We start from the raw sequence: 16262 nt of genomic DNA, 5'->3' as shown, positions 1-16262 counted from the left end.
TCATGCGCGTTTTGCTGCCGTTTTTGGCGTTGTATCGCCGCCATAGCCTGCTGATTAGCCTGGGCATCCTGTTGGCGATCGTCACCCTGCTGGCCAGCATCGGCCTGCTGGCGCTCTCCGGCTGGTTCCTGGCCGCCTCTTCGCTGGCCGGATTGGCGGGCCTGCTGACCTTCAACTATATGTTGCCGGCCGCCGGCGTGCGCGGCGCGGCGATCTTCCGCACCGCCGGGCGCTACGCCGAGCGCGTGGTCAGCCACGACGCCACCTTCCGCGTGCTGTCGCACCTGCGGGTGTTCACCTTCAGCAAGATCCTGCCGCTGACGCCGGGCGGCATCGCCCGTTTCCGCCAGGCCGACCTGCTCAATCGCCTGGTGGCGGACGTGGACACGCTGGATCACCTTTATCTGCGGGTGATCTCGCCGCTGATCAGCGCGGCGGTGGTGATCCTGGTGGTCACCTACGGCCTGAGCTGGCTGGATCCTGCGCTCGCCCTGACGCTGGGCGGCATACTGTTGCTGCTGTTGCTGCTGGTGCCGCCGGTGTTCTATCGCGCCGGCAAACCGATCGGCGGGCAACTCACCGCACTGCGCGGCCAATACCGCACCGACCTGACCGCCTGGCTGCAGGGGCAGGCGGAGCTGGTGGTGTTCGGCGCCGTCAACGACTTCCGCCAGACGCTGAACGCCACCGAACAGCTGTGGCAACGCCGCCAGTGGCAGCAAGCCTCGCTGAGCGGCAAGGCGCAGGCGCTGATGATCCTCGCCAGCGGGCTGACGGTGACGCTGCTGCTGTGGCTGACCGCCGCCGGCATCGGCGGCGATACCCAACCCGGCGCGCTGATCGCGCTGTTTGTCTTCGCCGCGCTGGCGTCGTTCGAAGCGCTGATGCCGGTGGCCGGCGCCTTCCAGCACCTCGGCCAGGTGATCGCCTCCGCCACGCGGGTCAAACAGATCATCGATCGCCAGCCGGAAGTCTCCTTCCCTGCCACCGGTCCGGCGGCCGCCGACCGGGCTCAGCTCAGCCTGCGGCAGTTGAGTTTCACCTACCCCGATCAGCCGCAGCCGGTACTGCGCGACGTCACGCTCGAGGTCGCGGCCGGCGAACACATCGCCTTGCTCGGCCGCACCGGCTGCGGCAAGTCCACCCTGCTGCAGCTGCTGACCCGAGCCTGGCGCACCGACGGCGGAAAAATTCTGCTCAACGGCGAACCGCTGGAAGATTATGATGAAACCACGCTGCGTCGAATGACCACGGTCGTCAGCCAGCGAGTGCATATCTTCAGCGATACGCTGCGGGAAAACCTGCGGCTGGCCGCACCGGATGCCGACGACGCTCGCCTGAGCGAGGTGTTGCAGCAGGTGGGGCTCGGCAAATTGCTGGACAGCGACGGCGGGCTGAACGCCTGGCTGGGCGAAGGCGGCCGGCAGCTGTCCGGCGGTGAACAGCGCCGGCTGGGCATCGCCCGCGCGCTGCTGCACCCTGCCCCGCTGCTGTTGCTTGACGAACCGACCGAAGGGCTGGACGCCGAGACCGAGCAGCAGATCCTGGCGCTGCTGCGCCGGCATTGTCAGGGCAAGACGCTGATCCTGGTGACGCACCGCCTGTACGGCCTGGAGCATCTCGATCGCATTTGCGTAATGGATGACGGCCAAATTGTCGAACAGGGCGATCACGCCGCCCTAATGCGCCAGCAGGGCCGCTATGCCCGCTTTCGCAACCGTATCAGCAACCTGGCGCCGTAATCGGCCCGTAGAGGACGCAGAAACCCTGTATGCGCATCGTTAAGCTTTCCCCTCAGTCGCTGGCGTTTCCCTCGCCTGAGGGCGCCCTGCGCGATCCCAACGGCCTGCTGGCGATCGGCGGCGACCTGACGGCGCCGCGGCTGCTGGCAGCCTACGAGCGCGGCATCTTCCCCTGGTATTCGCCGGGGGAAGCGATTCTGTGGTGGTCACCCGATCCGCGTGCGGTGCTGTTCCCGGCCGAGTTTCATCTCAACCGCAGCCTGAAACGCTTTCTGCGCCACGATCCGTTTCGCATCACGCTTAATCACGACTTCGCCTCAGTGATCGCCGCCTGCGCCCACCGGCCGGATGAAGGCACCTGGATCGGCCCGGAGGTACAGCGCGCCTATCAACATCTTCATCGCCTCGGCTACGCGCACTCGGTGGAGGTATGGCAGGATGATCAACTGGTCGGCGGCATGTACGGCGTGGCGCAAGGCGCGTTGTTCTGCGGCGAATCGATGTTCAGCCGCGTCACCAACGCCTCAAAATGCGCATTGATGGCCTTTTGCCGCCATTTTGCCGCTTATGGCGGGGAATTGATTGACTGCCAGGTGCTGAACGCTCACACTGCCCGCCTTGGCGCGCGTGAAATTCCGCGCCGTCAATTTTTGCAGCAGCTCAGCACCCTTCAACGGCGGCCTTTGGCACCGGCGTGCTGGGCGCCGCAAGTCATATCCCCACAGCCGGTTGAACCGCCCTGCCCAGCAAACTAATTGGTGGAAACGGTGCAATGTTCACCGACACATCTTTACATAATGGGGGTTTTTCGGCATTATCTTGCCGGTTAAAAACTAAGGTAGTTAGACCTAGAGGATTCGATGGCCAAAGAAGACAATATTGAAATGCAGGGCACCGTTCTTGATACGCTGCCGAACACCATGTTCCGCGTTGAATTGGAAAACGGGCACGTGGTAACCGCACACATCTCCGGTAAAATGCGTAAAAACTATATCCGCATCCTGACGGGCGACAAAGTCACTGTAGAGCTGACCCCGTACGACCTGAGCAAAGGCCGCATTGTCTTCCGTAGCCGTTAATCGGCTCACCGCGCGCCACACGCTGGCGGCATCGAGGATGTAATCCCTCGGGAGCCCTTTCCGTTTACCCCCGCAGCGACGTTACACAACGGGTTGCAGGTGCGCAGGTAAACTGAGAGGGCTCACTCGTTTCTGTTATACGGTGAATCTCACCCATAAAAAAAGCGATGCCGAAGCATCGCTTTTTCTTTGCCTGAAGGCGGCCTTAGTGCACCGCGCCCTCGTCCGCTTTGCGCTTGGCGGCGCTGAGGAAGTGGTAGGTCAGCTGTTTCTTGTCCTTGTCCAGCTCGACCTTCACGGAACCGCCGTCCACCAGCGAGCCGAACAGCAACTCGTTGGCCAGCGGTTTCTTCAGGTTCTCCTGCATGACGCGCGCCATCGGACGAGCGCCCATCGCACGGTCGTAACCCTTCACCGACAGCCAATCGCGCGCTTCGTCGCTCACTTCCAGCGAGACGCCCTTCGCATCCAGCTGCGCCTGCAGTTCGACGATAAACTTGTCGACCACCTGCTGGATCACCTCGGTAGACAGATGGTTGAACCAGATGATGTTGTCCAGACGGTTGCGGAACTCCGGCGTAAACACCTTCTTGATCTCTTCCATCGCGTCGGTGCTGTTGTCCTGCTGCACCAGACCGATCGACTTGCGTTCGGTTTCCCGCACCCCGGCGTTGGTGGTCATCACCAGGATCACATTGCGGAAATCCGCCTTGCGGCCGTTGTTATCGGTCAGCGTGCCGTTGTCCATCACCTGCAGCAGCAGGTTGAACACGTCCGGATGCGCTTTCTCGATCTCATCGAGCAGCACCACCGCATGCGGATGCTTGATCACCGCATCGGTCAGCAGCCCGCCCTGATCGTAACCGACGTAGCCCGGAGGCGCGCCGATCAGGCGGCTGACGGTATGCCGCTCCATGTACTCGGACATGTCGAAACGCAGCAGCTCGATATCCATCGCCTTGGCCAACTGTACGGTGACCTCGGTTTTGCCGACCCCGGTCGGCCCGGCGAACAGGAAGGAACCGACCGGCTTGCGCTCGTGGCCCAGGCCGGCGCGGCTCATCTTGATCGCTTCGGTCAGCGCCTCGATCGCCTGATCCTGGCCGAATACCAGCATCTTCAAGCGATCGCCCAGGTTTCTCAGCACGTCGCGATCGCTGGCCGACACGGTTTTCTCCGGGATGCGCGCGATGCGCGCCACCACGGATTCGATATCGGCCACGTTGACGGTTTTCTTGCGCTTGCTGGCCGGCATCAACCGGCTGCGGGCGCCCGCCTCGTCGATCACGTCGATCGCCTTGTCCGGCAGATGACGATCGTTGATGTATTTCACCGACAGCTCCACCGCGGCGCGGATCGCTTTGGCGGTATAACGCACGTCGTGGTGCGCTTCATACTTGGCCTTCAGGCCGTTGATGATCTGAACGGTCTCTTCCGCCGTCGGTTCGGTGATATCGATCTTCTGGAAGCGGCGCGCCAAAGCGCGATCCTTTTCGAAGATGTTGCTGAACTCCTGGTAGGTGGTCGAGCCGATCACCCGGATCTTGCCGCTCGACAGCAGCGGTTTGATCAGGTTGGCGGCATCCACTTGCCCACCGGAAGCCGCACCGGCGCCGATGATGGTGTGAATTTCATCGATGAACAGGATGCTGTTCTGATCCTGTTCCAGCTGTTTGAGCAGCGCCTTGAAGCGCTTCTCGAAGTCGCCGCGGTATTTGGTGCCGGCCAGCAGTGAACCGATATCCAGCGAATACAGCGTGCAGTCCGCCATCACTTCCGGCACGTCGCCCTGCACGATGCGCCAGGCCAGGCCTTCGGCGATGGCGGTCTTGCCCACGCCGGATTCGCCGACCAGCAGCGGGTTGTTTTTACGACGGCGGCACAGCACCTGAATCGCGCGCTCCAGCTCACGATCGCGGCCGATCAACGGATCGATGCCGCCCACACGGGCCAACTGATTGAGGTTGGTGGTGAAGTTTTCCATACGGTCTTCCCCTCCGGACTGCTCTTCGTTCACCGGGTTTTCCGCATTCGGCGCTTGGCCCGGCTCGTCTTTACGCGTGCCATGTGAAATGAAGTTCACCACGTCGAGACGGCTGACGTCGTGCTTGCGCAGCAGATAGGCCGCCTGCGACTCCTGCTCGCTGAAGATGGCCACCAACACGTTGGCGCCGGACACTTCGCTGCGGCCGGAAGATTGCACATGGAAGACCGCGCGCTGCAGCACGCGCTGGAAGCTGAGCGTCGGCTGAGTGTCGCGCTCTTCTTCGCCGGCGGGCAGCGTCGGTGTGGTTTGTTCGATGAAGGCTTCCAGCTCCTGGCGCAACGCGGCCAGATCCACCGTACATGCCTCGAGCGCTTCTCGCGCGGCAGGGTTGCTCAGCAACGCCAGCAACAGGTGCTCCACGGTCATAAACTCGTGTCTGTGCTCACGCGCCCTGGCGAAAGCCATGTTGAGACTGAGTTCCAGTTCTTGATTGAGCATAAGCACCTCCCCAATAGATTGCCTTATTCAGGCTTTTTCCAGCGTACAAAGCAACGGATGCTCGTTCTCCCTTGCGTACCGGTTCACATGGACGACTTTGGTTTCCGCCACCTCGGCGGTGAAAACACCACAGATCGCCTTGCCTTGATAGTGGACCGTGAGCATCAGTTGCGTTGCGCGTTCAATATCATAAGAAAAGAACTTTTGCAGAACGTCAATCACAAATTCCATCGGTGTGTAATCGTCGTTGTTAAGTATAACTTTATACATAGACGGCGGTTTTACCGCATCGATTTGTTTTTCTTCGGCCAAGTGTTCAAAATTTAGCCAGTCGTTGTTATTGCCCATCGCTGCTCATCTTCTCTGCTCTGCCCTCTGATATGGGGACAGGTTTCGGTTATTCAAAGTGGGGATAGTTACTATTTTATCATCTTCGCCATCGTCCCGCCGCACTGTAACGTGCGCAAAAAAACGGGCCAATTGTGACTGAATCGTGGCAATAGCGTTACCTGCTTCAAACTTTGGTGAACTGCTCCCCGCCGACAAAAGCCGATCCCTTGACGCCCCGATCATTTGCTCTAGAGTGTAAATTCGTGGCTGGTGGTCTTTTAACCACCCCTTGTCCACCCTGCTACCCGCCCACGGCGGGTGCGAATTCAGTTATTCATCTCACTTAAAATAGCGTTGCGAGGGATGTAAAAGCATGGAGACGGGTACTGTTAAATGGTTTAACAACGCCAAAGGCTTTGGCTTCATCTGCCCAGCCGGCGGTGGCGAAGATATTTTCGCGCATTATTCCACCATCAAGATGGATGGTTACAGAACGTTGAAGGCAGGCCAGCAGGTCAGCTTCGACGTGCATCAAGGGCCAAAAGGGAACCATGCCAGTCTGATTGTGCCGGTGGAAAGCGAGGCGCTGTCCTGAACGCCTCCAGCAGCGTCGCGCTGCATTGACCCTGACTGCGATAAAAATGCCAGCCGCCGTGTGACTGGCATTTTTTATGCCTTTTACTTACTCGCGCGCCAGCGCATCGATCGGATTCAGCCGCGCGGCATTGCGCGCCGGCAGATAGCCGAACACCACGCCGATGCCGGTGGAACAGAGGAACGCGCTCAGCAACGCCGCCGGCGGGAAGCTGATCTGCCAGCCCGGCAATACCAACTGCACCGCCAGGCCAATGGCGAACGACAGCGTAATCCCCAGCGCGCCCCCCACCAGGCAGACCAACACCGCCTCGATCAAGAACTGCTGCAACACGTCGCCGGAACGGGCGCCCACCGCCATGCGGATGCCGATCTCGCGCGTGCGCTCGGTCACCGACACCAGCATGATGTTCATCACGCCGATGCCGCCGACCACCAGCGAAATCACCGCCACCAGCGTCAGGAACAGCTGCAGCGTGCGGGTGGTTTTCTCCGCGGTTTGCACCAGACTGTCCATGTTATAGGTGAAAAAGTCCTTCTTGCCGTGACGCAGCGTCAACAGGCGCGACAGTTGCTGCTCCGCTTCCTTGCTGTCGTAACCGTCACGGATGCGCACGGTGATCGAGTCGAAATAGCTGTTGCCCATCAGCCGGTTGGCCATGGTGCTGTACGGCACCCACACGTTCAGCGTCTTGCTGCTGCCGAACATCGACTGCTTCTCCTTGGCCACGCCGACCACCGTCGCCGGCATGTTGCCCACCAGGATAACTTCCCCCACCACGTTCTTCTGGTGCGGGAACAGCCGCCGTTGGGTATTGGCGTCGATCACCACCGTTTGCGCCTGCGACTGCACCTGCATCGGATCGATGCCGACGCCCTGGGTAAAGCTCATGCCGTACACGCGGAAGAACTGCTCGCTGACGCCGTTGACGTTGGCCGCCGCATCAACGTTGCCCAGGCGCAGCCGCATGCTGCTGCTGATGCTCGGCGACAGCGCGCTGATGTACGGCTGTTCGCGCAGCGCGTCGAGATCGCCGTATTTCAACGATTGCCGATAGGTCGGATCGTCGTCGCCGAAATCCTTGCCGGGATAGATATCGACGGTATTGGTGCCGATGGATTTGATGTCCGCCAGCACCATCTGCTTGGCGGCGTCGCCGATCACCAGGATCGACACCACCGAGGCGATGCCGATAATGATGCCGAGCATGGTCAGCGCGGTGCGCATCTTGTTGGCCGCCATCGCGCGCCAGGCCATGATCAGCGCTTCGCGGAAACGGCCGCCCATCTGCCGCCAGGAAGGCGCCGTTGCGGCCAGCGCCAGCGGCTTGGCCTGCACACTCTCCGGCGGCGCCGGGCGCGAGTCGGCGATGATCTCGCCGTCGCGGATTTCGATGATTCGCTCCGCCTGGCGCGCCACCGCCGGATCGTGAGTCACCAGGATCACCGTGTGCCCCTGGGCGCACAGCTGTTTGAGGATCGCCATCACCTCTTCGCCGGAATGGCTGTCGAGCGCGCCGGTCGGCTCATCCGCCAGGATCACCTGCCCGCCGTTCATCAACGCGCGGGCGATACTGACGCGCTGCTGCTGGCCGCCGGAAAGCTGGCTCGGCCGATAGTTGACGCGCTCCCCCAGCCCCAACCGCCTCAACAGCGCCTCCGCCCGTTCGCGCCGCGCCGCTTTGCCCAGCCCGGCGTACACCGCCGGCACCTCGACGTTGTGCGCCGCGCTCAGGTGCGGCAGCAGATGGTAGCGTTGAAAGATAAAGCCGAAATGCTCACGCCGCAGCTGCGCCAGCGCATCGTCGCTCAGCGTCGCCACATCTTGCCCGGCCACCCGATACACGCCGGCGCTCGGCTTGTCCAGACAGCCGAGAATGTTCATCAGCGTCGATTTGCCGGAGCCGGAGGCCCCCATGATCGCCACCATTTCACCGGCATCGATGCTCAGGCTGATCCCCTTCAGCACCTCGACCGTCTGCTCGCCGGAACGGTAGCTGCGGCGAATGCCGCTCAGCTGCAACAGCGCCGCCATCAGCCGGCCTCCACGCCGCCGCGGCTGACGATCACCTCATCACCCGCCTCAAGCCCGCGGAGGATCTGCACGTCGATATTGTTGCGCAGGCCGATGGCCACCTCGCGCTTCTCTTCCTTGCCCTGTTTCAACACCGAGACGTGGTAGCGATTGTCGGCGATCTGATCGCCCAGCGCCGCCAGCGGGATCACCAGCGCCTGCTGAACGCCGGCCAGCTGAATATGCACCTGCGCCGTCATTTGCAAGCGCAGCAACCTTTCCGGGTTGGGCACTTCGAAACGCGCGTAATAGAAGATGGCGTTGTTGACCTTTTCCGGCGTCGGCTGGATGTCTTTCAGCACGCCGTCGAAGCGCCGGGTCGGATCGCCCAGCACCGTGAACCAGGCCTTCTGACCCGGCTTGAGGTTAATGACGTCGGCCTCCGAGACCTGCGCCTTCACCAGCATGGTGCCGAGATCCGCCAGCGTCAGAATGTTCGGCGCCTGCTGCGCCGCGATCACCGTCTGGCCCTGCAGCGTGGTGATCTGCACCACGTCGCCATCCATCGGCGCTTCGATGCGGGTGTAGGCCAGGTTGATCTTGGCGGTGTCCAGGCTGGCCTGATTCCGCGCGATCTGCGCATTGATGGTGCCCACCTGCGCCTTCTTCACCGCCAGCTGCGTCGCCGCCTGATCCAAATCCTGACGCGACACCGCCTGCAGCCTGGCCAGCGCCTGGTTGCGCTGCAGCGTGACCGCCGCCAGCTGCTGTTCCGCCTGCGCCTGCAGCAGCTGCGCATGCAGTTCGCGCAGCGTCGCCTCGCCTTCGCGGATGCTGTTCTGCGCCTGTTGCGGATCGATAACCCCCAGCAACTGGCCTTTTTTCACCTTGTCGCCGATCTCGACATACAGTTTTTCCAACTGCCCGCTGACCTGCGCGCCGACGTCAACCTTGCGCACCGCGTCCAGCTGGCCGGTCGCCAACACGTTCTGCTGCAGATCGCGCTGGGTGACCTTCACCGTTTTGAAATCGGTTGGCGCCGGATGGCGAAAGTGCCAAACGGCCGCCGCGGCAAGCGCCGCAATCACCGCCAGAACGAGTATCCAGCGGCGTTTATGTCCTTTAAACCCTGTCAAAATGGACCTGCCTGTGCTTGTGAATATCCACCGCCCATTGCGGCGGCGGAGCTAAATTAGCATGCAACGTAGGGAATAACTAAACCTTAGCTCAACACAATGTGGAGACACGCCTGGTTACAGTTCAGCATTGAACTCCCGTTTAGTGAAACCTTGATGAAATATCGCCATTCAACACAGCCAAGGATTTCATCATGTCACAGCTCAGCTACCCACTCGCCTCCCCCCGGCCGCTTAACGGCTGGCAACTGATGACGGCGCTGATCAATGGCGAAAAGGCGCCAAGCAACGCCTGGAAAAAAACCTCGTTTCGCCTGAAGTTTCTCGGCCGTTCGCTGCTCAACTGGCGCACCACCAGCGGCCTGCTCAGTACCCTGGCCAGCAACCCGCTGCTGGAAGAGATCCTGAACGCGCAGCCGAACCTGCCGTGCAAGCTGCATCGCCCCTACCTGGCGGCCAACATGAGCAAGATCGAATGCTTGTTCGCCCTGCGCGATCATTACGATCTCATCGTGCAGCGCATGCCGCTGAAGATGCGTCTCGGCCACCTCGGCCCACAGCCTTTCGTGCTGGCCCGCGCGATGGGCAAAAACGAAGCGCCGATCTCGCTGGAACTGGCGGCGATCGACAAACTGAATAAGGAAGGGGAAGCCACGTTGCTGCTGCGCAACGCCAACGGCGTGATGCTGGCGGAAATCACCTTTGCGCTGATGCATTATCAGCAGCAGCCGACGCTGTTCATCGGCGGCCTGCAGGGCGCGAACCATGAGGTGCCGCACGCCGAGATCCAGCACACCACCAAGGAGTGTCACGGTCTGTTCCCTAAACGACTGGTGCTGGAAGGCGTTTGCACGCTGGCTCGGCATCTCGGCATCCGCCGGATCGTAGCCGTCGGCAATGCCACCCATATCTATCAAAACTGGCGTTACCAGAGCAAGAAGAAGGACCAACTGCACGCCGATTACGATCAGTTCTGGCTGTCGATGGGCGCCAAACCGCTCGACAGCGGCTATTTCCTGCTGCCCGAGCGCATCGCCCGCAAGCCGATCGAAGAGATTGCCAGCAAGAAGCGCGCCGAGTATCGCCGCCGCTATCAGTTGCTGGACGAACTGGAACAGGGATTGGCGGCGCATTTCTGCGCCCGATAACGCCCGGCGGGCCGTCAGTCCGCCCGGCCGCGCGCCAGCCAGATTACCCGTGAGAACATTTTCTTCAGCAGCGGCGGCACCGAGTCCGTGCCCCATTCGCCGGCCTGCATCGCGACCTCAATCGCCAGATCCGGCTTCGACGAGTGGTGAACCGCTTTCAGGATCACCTTGCGCACCGGCATCTGCGCGTTGAGCGGCACCGACGCCATTCGGTGATAAACCGGGCCGAACCCTTCACGGAACATGAAGTGCTCCATGTCCGGCGCCGGCAGCGCGGTCAGCCGATCGCGTTCGTTGTCTTCATGATTGTCCAGCAGGCTGCGCACGGTATTGGCGTACTTTTTGCCCGCCTCGTCGCCGTCCACCAACGCATGCCACTCGATACCCATACGGCGGGCGAAGCGCAGCAGCGGCTTCAGGCCGCACTGGGCGAATTCGATGACCCTCACCCCTTCCGCCTCGAAATGGTAGCCGCACTGGCGCGCCAGCTCGTTCAGCAGCCACACTTCGGTCTCGCCTTCCACCAGCAGCCAGCAGCGGGCGAACAGCGACGACGGCCGATTGAAACGGATGTGAAACGCGATGCGCCGCCCGTCTTCGGCGCTCAGCCCGCGCGGCCCGAGACGGTAGGTCGCAACCCGCCCCGACTCGCGCACCAGCCGGCAGACGTGCTCCACCGGCACCAGCGACACCAGTTCGCTGGAGTTGGTGGTGGTGATGCGCTGCAGCGGCAGCTGATTGAGCAGCCCCCAGGCCACCGACAGCATGATCGGATGCAGGCGAGTTTCCGGGTCCTCCACCAGCAGCAGCGGCCGGGCATGGGGATCCAGCTTGACGTCGCCCTTGGCCTGCAGCAGGGTGGAAAACATGCCCAGCAGGATCAGGCGCATGCTGCGGCTGTTCGGCTCGGCCACCATGCGGTTGATGCCGTCCAGCGCGCGCCAGGCGTCCTGCTCCGGTTCGCCGCCGCGGCGGCGCGGCCGCGTCACCTGTGAACTCTGCTCGGCGAAATAGTGCTCCAGCAGCTGCTGCATCGCCGCCAGCCCCTGACGCAGCTCACCGTTGGTCAACTTCTGCGGATTGCGCACCAGCTCGCGCGTCAGCTGATCCAACTGCTGCGCCAGCGCCTGGGTATCGGGTTTGCGTTCATCGCCGAGGCTGCTGGGGCGCAGGCGGCGAATAAAGCGCGCGTCGCGCAGGCGCAATACCGGATGGATGCGGATAATGGCGTGGGCCAGCTGTTCGATATGGTGCAGTTGAAAGGCGTTGCCGTCAGCGTCGAGAAAACCGCGCCAGGTGCACACCGTGCCGTCGTCGGCCAGCTCGCCCTCGCAGCGGAAATGAATGCGGCTCAGGCCATCTTCGCCCTTGACCCACAGCGGCGTCAGGTGGCGATAGCGCGGCAGGTGCGCATGGCCGATGTCTTTTTCGCAGAAGGTGAACACCACCTGCAGGTGGCGCTCTTTGGCCGCCTCCTCACCGGGAGGGAAATGGAAGTCGTGCGCTTCAAACCGATACAGTTTCTGCTCCGGTGCCAGCAGCAGCGTCAGCGCATCCAGCAGGCTGGATTTACCCCAGGCATTTTCGCCGAGCAACAGCGTGTTGTCGTCCAGCATCAGCGACAGCCGGTTAATGCCGCGAAAACCTACAATTTCGATACGCTCCAAGAACATCCGCCGCCTCCCGTGCGCGCCGTCGCCTCTTCAATGAGGTGACCTTCACAGAGCATGGTCAAAAAACCCCTTGCAGGTCAAGCGGCCAACGTCAAATCTGCCGCTTTACTCCGGCCGGGCTTTTGGTTAGCGTGTGCTCCTCGTCGGCGTTCGGCGCGCTTCAAAACTCAAGGACACAAGCTGCACCATGTACTCAGGACTGTTGATTATTCTGTTACCGCTGATTGTCGGTTACCTCATTCCCTTACGCCATCGCCCGCTGCTGGTGCTGATCAACCGGCTGCTCAGCTGGATGGTGTACGTGATCCTGTTTTTCATGGGTATCAGCCTGGCATTCATGGAAGATCTCAGCAGCAACCTGGTGCTGATCTTCCAGTACAGCGCGGTGTTCTTCTTCTGCATTCTCTGCGCCAACCTGCTGTTGCTGGCGCTGCTGGAGCGGCGCATGCCGTGGCGCAGCAGCCATAAACAGGAAAAGCTGCCTTCGCGCGTGCACATGGCGCTGGAGTCGCTCAAGCTGTGCGGCGTGGTGCTCGGCGGCTTCCTGCTCGGCCTGACGCAGTGGCAATGGCTGCAGTTCGCCCATAAAGGCAGCGAATATGCGCTGATCTTCCTGCTGTTGCTGGTCGGCATTCAGCTGCGCAACAGCGGCATGACGCTGCGCCAGATCGTGCTCAACCGCCGCGGCACGCTGGTGGCGTTGGTGGTGACCGTCGCGTCGCTGGCCGGCGGCGCGCTGGCGGCGCAGCTGCTGGGGTTGCCGGTCAAGGCCGGGCTGGCGATGGCCTCCGGCTTCGGCTGGTACTCGCTGTCCGGCATTCTGATCACCGACGCCTATGGCCCGGTGATGGGCAGCGCCGCGTTCTTCAACGATCTGGCGCGCGAGCTGGTGGCGATCATGCTGATCCCGACGCTGGTGCGCCGCAGCCGCTCCACCGCCCTCGGCCTGTGCGGCGCCACCTCGATGGACTTCACCTTGCCGGTGCTGCAGCGCAGCGGCGGACTGGACATGGTGCCCCCCGCCATCGTGCACGGCTTCCTGCTGAGCCTGCTGGCGCCGGTGCTGATCGCCCTGTTCTCCTGATCCTTTCCCCTGGGGGCCGCCCGGCCCCCAAAGCGTAATAATTCCCATCCGCACGGCAAAATTGCGCTAAATCAAACTTGCCCGCAGTAGTCGCACAAAAGCCTTTTGCAACCCCGATCGCCGATCTATGCTTTTAAACAAGCATTACAAATGCAACTTTAAAATAAAAGGAAGCGACTATGTTCTGTGTGCAATGTGAACAAACCATCCGTACCCCGGCAGGCAACGGCTGCGCGTATGCTCAGGGCATGTGCGGCAAAACGGCGGAAACCTCCGACCTGCAGGATCTGCTGGTGGCGGCGCTGCAGGGCCTCTCCGCCTGGGCGCTGCAGGCGCGTTCGCTGGGCATCGTCGACCACGAGATCGACAGCTTCGCCCCGCGCGCCTTCTTCTCCACCCTGACCAACGTCAACTTCGATTCCCAGCGCATCATCGGCTACGCGCGGGAAACTCTGCTGCTGCGCGACTCGCTGGCCGCCCGTTGCCGGTTGCTGGATGCCGGCGTGCGCGTCGATCACCCGATGGCGGCCCTGCAGCTGGCCGGTGACGATATGCCTGCGCTGCTGCAACAGGCGGCGCAGTTTGCCCTCAACAGCGACAAGGCCGAGGTCGGCGACGACGTACACGGTTTGCGCCTGCTGTGCCTGTATGGCCTGAAAGGCGCGGCGGCCTATATGGAACACGCGCACGTGCTCGGCCAGTTCGACGAGCAACTCTATGCCGACTACCACGCCTTTATGGCCTGGCTCGGCACCCGGCCGCGCGACGTCGACACCCTGCTGAACAACGCCATGGGCATCGGCAAGATGAACTTCAACGTGATGGCGATCCTCGATCGCGGCGAAACCCAGGCCTACGGCGATCCGCAGCCCAGCGCGGTCAACGTGCGCCCGGTGGCCGGGAAAGCCATTCTGATTTCCGGCCACGATCTCAAAGATCTGCGCATGCTGCTCGAGCAAACCGAAGGGCAAAACGTCAACGTTTACACCCACGGTGAAATGCTGCCGGCGCACGGCTATCCGGAACTGAAAAAATTCAAGCACCTGGTGGGCAACTACGGTAGCGGCTGGCAAAACCAGCAGACGGAATTCGCCAAATTCCCCGGCCCGATCGTGATGACCTCCAACTGCATCATCGATCCTAACGTCGGCAACTACGGCGATCGTATCTGGACCCGCAGCATCGTCGGCTGGCCGGGCGTCAACCATCTGGAAGGCGACGACTTCGGCGCCGTGATCCGCCAGGCACAGGGCATGAACGGCTTCCCTTACACCGAGATCGAACACCTGATCACCGTCGGCTTCGGCCGCCAGACGTTGCTGAACGCCGCCGACACGGTCATCGACCTGGTATCGCAGAAAAAACTGCGCCACGTCTTCCTGGTCGGCGGCTGCGATGGCAGCCGCGACGAGCGCAGCTACTTCACCGACTTCGCCCGCAGCGTGCCGCAAGACTGCCTGATCATGACGCTGGCCTGCGGCAAGTACCGTTTCAACAAGCTGGACTTCGGCACGCTGGAGGGGTTGCCGCGCCTGCTGGACGTCGGCCAGTGCAACGACGCCTACTCCGCCATCATGCTGGCGGTCAAGCTGGCGGACACGCTCGGCTGCAGCGTCAACGAGCTGCCGCTCAGTCTGGTGCTGTCGTGGTTTGAACAGAAGGCGATCGTCATTCTGCTGACGCTGCTGTCGCTGGGGGTGAAAAACATCGTCACCGGCCCGACCGCGCCGGGCTTCCTGACCGACAACCTGATGGCGATCCTCAACGAGAAATTCGGCCTGCGCCCGATCACTACCGTCGAGCAGGATATCACCGCGCTGCTCGCCTGATGCCGTTACGTTATGGGGCCGCCTGCGCCGGCCCCTTTGCTTTTTGAGGTGCCCCGATGACTCAACCCACTCCGCTTTGCCCGAATCGCATGCAGGTGCATTCCATCCAGCGTGAAACCGCCGACGTCTGGACGCTGAACCTGATCTGCGACGTTTTTTATCCTTACCAGGCCGGCCAGTTTGCGCTGGTCAGCATCCGCAACAGCGAGGAGACACTGCGCGCCTATACGCTCTCCTCCTCGCCCGGCCAGAGCCGCTTTCTCAGCATCAGCGTGCGCTGCCTGCCGGACGGCGTGGGATCGCGTTGGCTGACGCAAGAGGTCAAGCCCGGCAACACGCTGTGGCTGTCCGACGCGCAGGGCGAATTCAGCTGCGAGCGCCACCCGGCCGATCGTTATCTGATGCTGGCCGCCGGCTGCGGCGTGACGCCGATCGTCTCGATGTGCCGCTGGCTGACCGCCAACCGTCCGGCCTGCGATATCGTCGCGATCGTTAACGTGCGCACTCCCGCCGACACGATCTTCGCCGATCAATGGCGCGCGCTGTGCGCCGCCCATCCGCAGCTGCGCCTGACGCTGATGGCCGAGCAGGATCTGCAGCCCGGCTACCTCAGCGGCCGCATCGATGAACAGACGCTGCGGCAGGCGGCGCCGGATATCGCCGAACGCACGGTGATGACCTGCGGCCCTGCGCCCTACATGGATCAGGTGGAGCAGCTGTGCCGCCGGCTCGGCGTGCCGGCCGAGCGTTTCCATAAAGAGCAGTTCCACACGCCGACGGCGCAGGCCGACGCCACCGAAGGGCTGACGCTGCGCGCCGCGCGCCCGCTGCGCGAATTCCGCGTACCGGTTGGCAGCACGCTGCTGGCGGCGATGGAGGCCCACGCCCTGCCGGTCAACGCCGCCTGCCGCGCCGGGGTGTGCGGCTCGTGCAAAACCCGCATCCTCGAGGGCGACTACACCACCACCAGCACCATGACGCTGAGCGCGGAAGAGATAGCGCAAGGCTACGTGCTGGCCTGCAGTTGCCAGCTGCAGGGCGACGTCACGCTGGCGTGATCCCCTGGCCCCATCGCCGCGATGGGGCATTTATCGGCAAGCTCCCCGCGGCCAGCCCGGTTACACTTTTCCCCGTCCTACGCTCTTTAC

The 16262-nt window shown here is 62.4% G+C and carries 13 protein-coding genes; 8 read left to right on the top strand and 5 right to left on the bottom strand.

The window, feature by feature from the left end; translation table 11 throughout:
* The first annotated feature begins 2 nt into the window (after window positions 1-2).
* The 3 genes from cydC (at window position 3) to infA (ending at window position 2821) form a co-directional block, all read left to right on the top strand.
* Entirely contained in the window at window positions 3-1742 is a 1740-nt protein-coding gene (cydC, locus tag WFM45_RS04190; protein ID WP_313257079.1) for a heme ABC transporter ATP-binding protein/permease CydC, read from the top strand.
* A gap of 29 nt (window positions 1743-1771) precedes the next feature.
* On the top strand, window positions 1772-2497 hold the full coding sequence (aat, locus tag WFM45_RS04185; protein WP_015377315.1) for a leucyl/phenylalanyl-tRNA--protein transferase: 726 nt from the start codon (window positions 1772-1774) through the stop codon (window positions 2495-2497).
* Between the two features lie 105 nt (window positions 2498-2602).
* Window positions 2603-2821, top strand: a complete 219-nt coding sequence (gene infA / locus WFM45_RS04180; protein WP_002211347.1) for a translation initiation factor IF-1 — start codon at window positions 2603-2605, stop codon at window positions 2819-2821.
* Between the two features lie 205 nt (window positions 2822-3026).
* Here the strand turns inward: infA and clpA are convergent, their stop codons facing one another.
* Both clpA and clpS read right to left on the bottom strand, forming a co-directional pair.
* Window positions 3027-5306 (bottom strand): ATP-dependent Clp protease ATP-binding subunit ClpA, encoded by a 2280-nt coding sequence (gene clpA, locus WFM45_RS04175; RefSeq protein WP_004928343.1) that lies wholly within the window; start codon window positions 5304-5306, stop codon window positions 3027-3029.
* Window positions 5307-5333: 27 nt separating this feature from the next.
* Window positions 5334-5654, bottom strand: a complete 321-nt coding sequence (clpS, locus tag WFM45_RS04170; protein ID WP_004928347.1) for an ATP-dependent Clp protease adapter ClpS — start codon at window positions 5652-5654, stop codon at window positions 5334-5336.
* A gap of 355 nt (window positions 5655-6009) precedes the next feature.
* On the opposite strand from clpS, the gene cspD reads away from it, so the two are divergent.
* Window positions 6010-6231 (top strand): cold shock-like protein CspD, encoded by a 222-nt coding sequence (gene cspD, locus WFM45_RS04165; RefSeq protein WP_004928349.1) that lies wholly within the window; start codon window positions 6010-6012, stop codon window positions 6229-6231.
* An 87-nt stretch (window positions 6232-6318) separates the two neighbouring features.
* Here the strand turns inward: cspD and macB are convergent, their stop codons facing one another.
* The gene (gene macB / locus WFM45_RS04160; RefSeq protein ID WP_313257076.1) at window positions 6319-8265 is read right to left on the bottom strand and encodes a macrolide ABC transporter ATP-binding protein/permease MacB; all 1947 of its coding nucleotides are present in this window, start codon (window positions 8263-8265) and stop codon (window positions 6319-6321) included.
* Window positions 8265-9380, bottom strand: coding sequence for a macrolide transporter subunit MacA (macA, locus tag WFM45_RS04155; RefSeq protein ID WP_060559126.1), 1116 nt, complete (start codon window positions 9378-9380; stop codon window positions 8265-8267). The genes macB and macA overlap by 1 nt, the downstream gene beginning before the upstream one ends.
* Window positions 9381-9574: 194 nt before the next feature.
* On the opposite strand from macA, the gene WFM45_RS04150 reads away from it, so the two are divergent.
* Window positions 9575-10528, top strand: coding sequence for a VirK/YbjX family protein (locus tag WFM45_RS04150; RefSeq protein WP_004928358.1), 954 nt, complete (start codon window positions 9575-9577; stop codon window positions 10526-10528).
* A 14-nt stretch (window positions 10529-10542) separates the two neighbouring features.
* On the opposite strand, the gene WFM45_RS04145 is transcribed toward WFM45_RS04150, so the two are convergent.
* Window positions 10543-12201, bottom strand: a complete 1659-nt coding sequence (locus WFM45_RS04145) for an ATP-dependent endonuclease (RefSeq protein WP_033633462.1) — start codon at window positions 12199-12201, stop codon at window positions 10543-10545.
* A gap of 187 nt (window positions 12202-12388) precedes the next feature.
* On the opposite strand from WFM45_RS04145, the gene WFM45_RS04140 reads away from it, so the two are divergent.
* From WFM45_RS04140 to hcr, 3 genes are all read left to right on the top strand, one after another.
* Window positions 12389-13285 (top strand): lysine exporter LysO family protein, encoded by an 897-nt coding sequence (locus WFM45_RS04140; RefSeq protein WP_004928363.1) that lies wholly within the window; start codon window positions 12389-12391, stop codon window positions 13283-13285.
* A 179-nt stretch (window positions 13286-13464) separates the two neighbouring features.
* On the top strand, window positions 13465-15114 hold the full coding sequence (gene hcp, locus WFM45_RS04135) for a hydroxylamine reductase (protein WP_156865421.1): 1650 nt from the start codon (window positions 13465-13467) through the stop codon (window positions 15112-15114).
* Window positions 15115-15170: 56 nt separating this feature from the next.
* Entirely contained in the window at window positions 15171-16172 is a 1002-nt protein-coding gene (gene hcr / locus WFM45_RS04130; RefSeq protein ID WP_085336395.1) for an NADH oxidoreductase, read from the top strand.
* Window positions 16173-16262: the final 90 nt, after the last annotated feature.

The sequence above is a fragment of the Serratia sp. KG1D genome (assembly GCF_037150675.1).
GTDB classification, from domain to species: Bacteria; Pseudomonadota; Gammaproteobacteria; order Enterobacterales; family Enterobacteriaceae; genus Serratia; species Serratia nematodiphila.
The sequence above is the reverse complement of the archived record's forward strand: the minus strand, read 5'-3'. Positions and strand labels throughout refer to the sequence as shown.

What these genes read in the sequence shown, in the direction of transcription:
- cydC (WP_313257079.1), top strand. Translation starts at nt 3, where the DNA reads ATGCGCGTTTTGCTGCCGTTTTTGGCGTTGTATCGCCGCCATAGCCTG.
- aat (WP_015377315.1), top strand. Translation starts at nt 1,772, where the DNA reads ATGCGCATCGTTAAGCTTTCCCCTCAGTCGCTGGCGTTTCCCTCGCCT.
- infA (WP_002211347.1), top strand. Translation starts at nt 2,603, where the DNA reads ATGGCCAAAGAAGACAATATTGAAATGCAGGGCACCGTTCTTGATACG.
- clpA (WP_004928343.1), bottom strand. Translation starts at nt 5,306, where the DNA reads ATGCTCAATCAAGAACTGGAACTCAGTCTCAACATGGCTTTCGCCAGG.
- clpS (WP_004928347.1), bottom strand. Translation starts at nt 5,654, where the DNA reads ATGGGCAATAACAACGACTGGCTAAATTTTGAACACTTGGCCGAAGAA.
- cspD (WP_004928349.1), top strand. Translation starts at nt 6,010, where the DNA reads ATGGAGACGGGTACTGTTAAATGGTTTAACAACGCCAAAGGCTTTGGC.
- macB (WP_313257076.1), bottom strand. Translation starts at nt 8,265, where the DNA reads ATGGCGGCGCTGTTGCAGCTGAGCGGCATTCGCCGCAGCTACCGTTCC.
- WFM45_RS04150 (WP_004928358.1), top strand. Translation starts at nt 9,575, where the DNA reads ATGTCACAGCTCAGCTACCCACTCGCCTCCCCCCGGCCGCTTAACGGC.
- WFM45_RS04145 (WP_033633462.1), bottom strand. Translation starts at nt 12,201, where the DNA reads ATGTTCTTGGAGCGTATCGAAATTGTAGGTTTTCGCGGCATTAACCGG.
- WFM45_RS04140 (WP_004928363.1), top strand. Translation starts at nt 12,389, where the DNA reads ATGTACTCAGGACTGTTGATTATTCTGTTACCGCTGATTGTCGGTTAC.
- hcp (WP_156865421.1), top strand. Translation starts at nt 13,465, where the DNA reads ATGTTCTGTGTGCAATGTGAACAAACCATCCGTACCCCGGCAGGCAAC.
- hcr (WP_085336395.1), top strand. Translation starts at nt 15,171, where the DNA reads ATGACTCAACCCACTCCGCTTTGCCCGAATCGCATGCAGGTGCATTCC.